This is a genomic window from Alcanivorax sp. UBA3183, assembly GCF_002364155.1.
Classification (GTDB): domain Bacteria; phylum Pseudomonadota; class Gammaproteobacteria; order Pseudomonadales; family Alcanivoracaceae; genus Alcanivorax; species Alcanivorax jadensis.
The window spans coordinates 45,537-47,736 of the sequence record NZ_DEXN01000025.1 but is presented as its reverse complement, the minus strand read 5'-3'; the positions used below and the strand labels follow the sequence as shown (position 1 = coordinate 47,736).

3 protein-coding genes are annotated in these 2,200 nt (G+C 60.7%); 2 read left to right on the top strand and 1 reads right to left on the bottom strand.

Annotated features, from left to right (window positions below):
• Window positions 1-16: 16 nt before the first annotated feature.
• A complete protein-coding gene (locus B3Q33_RS10270) occupies window positions 17-490 on the bottom strand; it encodes a winged helix-turn-helix transcriptional regulator (RefSeq protein WP_272963443.1) in 474 nt (157 codons plus the stop codon).
• 115 nt (window positions 491-605) lie between these two features.
• Between B3Q33_RS10270 and B3Q33_RS10265 the strand changes: the two genes are divergently transcribed.
• Both B3Q33_RS10265 and B3Q33_RS10260 read left to right on the top strand, forming a co-directional pair.
• Window positions 606-1,331, top strand: a complete 726-nt coding sequence (locus tag B3Q33_RS10265; protein ID WP_272975521.1) for an SDR family oxidoreductase — start codon at window positions 606-608, stop codon at window positions 1,329-1,331.
• Between the two features lie 259 nt (window positions 1,332-1,590).
• Entirely contained in the window at window positions 1,591-2,181 is a 591-nt protein-coding gene (locus tag B3Q33_RS10260) for a 2-hydroxychromene-2-carboxylate isomerase (protein ID WP_272963445.1), read from the top strand.
• Window positions 2,182-2,200: the final 19 nt, after the last annotated feature.

Genomic DNA, 2,200 nt, shown 5'->3' with positions numbered 1-2,200 from the left:
TGTTCACTGTTAACTATTAACTGTTCACTAAAATCTGCCCCGCCCAATGCGGGTTTTCTTCCACCCGAATATCCGTGGGCTTCACCGTGTCGCCGCAGTGGCTGCATTGCAGTTGCGCTTCCAGGGGTTCGCCGCACTGGCGGTGGTAGCGAATGAGGGGGGCGCCGTGCTCGCCGGCCAGGTGTTTGTCGCCCCATTGGGCCAGATGCACGATCACCGGGTAGAGTTCCTTGCCCATGGCGGTGAGCCGGTATTCGTGGCGCAGGGGGCGTTCCTGGTAGGCCACCTTGTCCAGCACGCCGCCCTCGGTGAGCTTGCGCAACCGGTCGCTGAGCACATGGCGGGTGACGCCCAGGCGTTGCTGGAAATCATCGAAGCGGCGCACGCCCATAAAGCAGTCGCGCAGCACCAGCAGCGTCCAGTTGTCGCCGATAATGGCCAGGGTGCGGGCCAGGGAACAGGGCTGTTGGTCGATGTCTTGCCAGCGCATGCTAAACCTCCGTGAACGTTCTCTGATCATACCGGGTTGACGGGTTCTCAAAAAGAACCGACTATAAGTTCCAAATAGGAACCAACTATTAGTCCCACTAAAATCGGGAGGCCCCATGCCAGACTCTGTTGCCGTCATCATCGGCGCCGGTGATGCCACCGGCGGTGCCATCGCCAAACGCTTTGCCCGCGAAGGCTATACCCTCTGCGTTACCCGCCGTAATGAAGACGCCCTGGCGCCGCTGGTGCAGGAGATCGAAGCCGCCGGCGGTAAGGCCCGCCCGTTCGGCTGCGATGCCCGCGACGAAGACCAAATGGTGGCGCTGTTCGATACCATCGAGAGCGAAGTGGGCCCAGTGGAAGTGGTGGTCTTCAACATCGGCGCCAACGTGTTCTTTTCCATCCGCGAGACCACCGCCCGGGTCTATCGCAAGGTCTGGGAAATGGCCGCCTTCGCCGGTTTCCTGGCCGGGCGCGAAGCCGCTCGTGTGATGGTGCCGCGCAACAAGGGCACCATCATCTTCACCGGTGCCACCGCCTCATTGCGTGGCGGCAAGGGTTTCTCCGCGTTCTCCGGCGCCAAGTTCGCCCTGCGTGCTTTGGCGCAAAGTATGGCTCGGGAGTTGGGGCCGGAAGGGATTCATGTGGTCCACCCGATCATCGACGGCGCCATCGACACCGCCTTTATCCGCGATAACTTCCCGGCCAAGTATGCCCAGAAAGAGCAGGGCGGCATCCTCAACCCGGAACACATCGCCGACACCTACTGGATGCTCCACCAACAACCCCGCGACGCCTGGACCCACGAAATCGACATGCGCCCGTGGATGGAAACGTTTTGACGAACGCAGCACGCAACACGCTTTTTGTGGGAGATGATGCTTGCATCACGAAGGGCTCTGCCCGGTAATTCGGCATGCAAGCATGCTCTCCCACATAAAGCCCAAGATCTGCCGTAGGAGCGACGCTTGAGTCGCGAAGCCAGCGGTGGAATTCGCGACTCAAGCGTCGTTATTCGCTGCGCTCACTCCTTCGGAGCCGCCCTGCGGGCGTTGCTTCGCTGCGCTACGCTCCTACATGACAACCTGAAAGGAAAATCCCATGACCCAAAAAATCGAATTCCTCTTCGACGTGGGCAGCCCCACTGCCTACCTGGCCTGGAGCCAGCTGCCTGCCATTTGCGAGCGCACCGGCGCCGAGCTGGTTTACACCCCCGTGCTGCTGGGCGGCATCTTCAAGGCCACCGGCAACAACCCGCCCGGTGCCGTGCCCGCCAAGGGCATGTACATGATGCGCGACCTGGCCCGCTACTCGGCGCGTTACCAGGTGCCACTCACCATGAACCCGCACTTCCCGGTGAACACCATTACCCCCATGCGCATCATCACCGCCGCCATCGGCACCCCGGAACAGGATGCCGTGATCACTGCCCTCTACAACGCCATGTGGCGCGAGCCCTGCAAACTGTCCGAGCCGGAAGAAATCACTCGCGTGCTCACCGACGCCGGCCTGGATGCACAAGCCTGGCTGGAAAAAGCCGCCAGCGATGAAGTGAAAGAGCAGCTCAAAGCCAACACCGAAGCCGCCGTAAAGCGTGGCGTATTTGGCGCGCCGACAATGTTCGTGGGCAACGAGATGTTCTTCGGCCAGGACCGGCTGGATTTTGTGGAAGAAGCAGTCAAAGGCAATTAATAGTTAACAGTGAATAGTT

What these genes read in the sequence shown, in the direction of transcription:
- B3Q33_RS10270 (WP_272963443.1), bottom strand. Translation starts at nt 490, where the DNA reads ATGCGCTGGCAAGACATCGACCAACAGCCCTGTTCCCTGGCCCGCACC.
- B3Q33_RS10265 (WP_272975521.1), top strand. Translation starts at nt 606, where the DNA reads ATGCCAGACTCTGTTGCCGTCATCATCGGCGCCGGTGATGCCACCGGC.
- B3Q33_RS10260 (WP_272963445.1), top strand. Translation starts at nt 1,591, where the DNA reads ATGACCCAAAAAATCGAATTCCTCTTCGACGTGGGCAGCCCCACTGCC.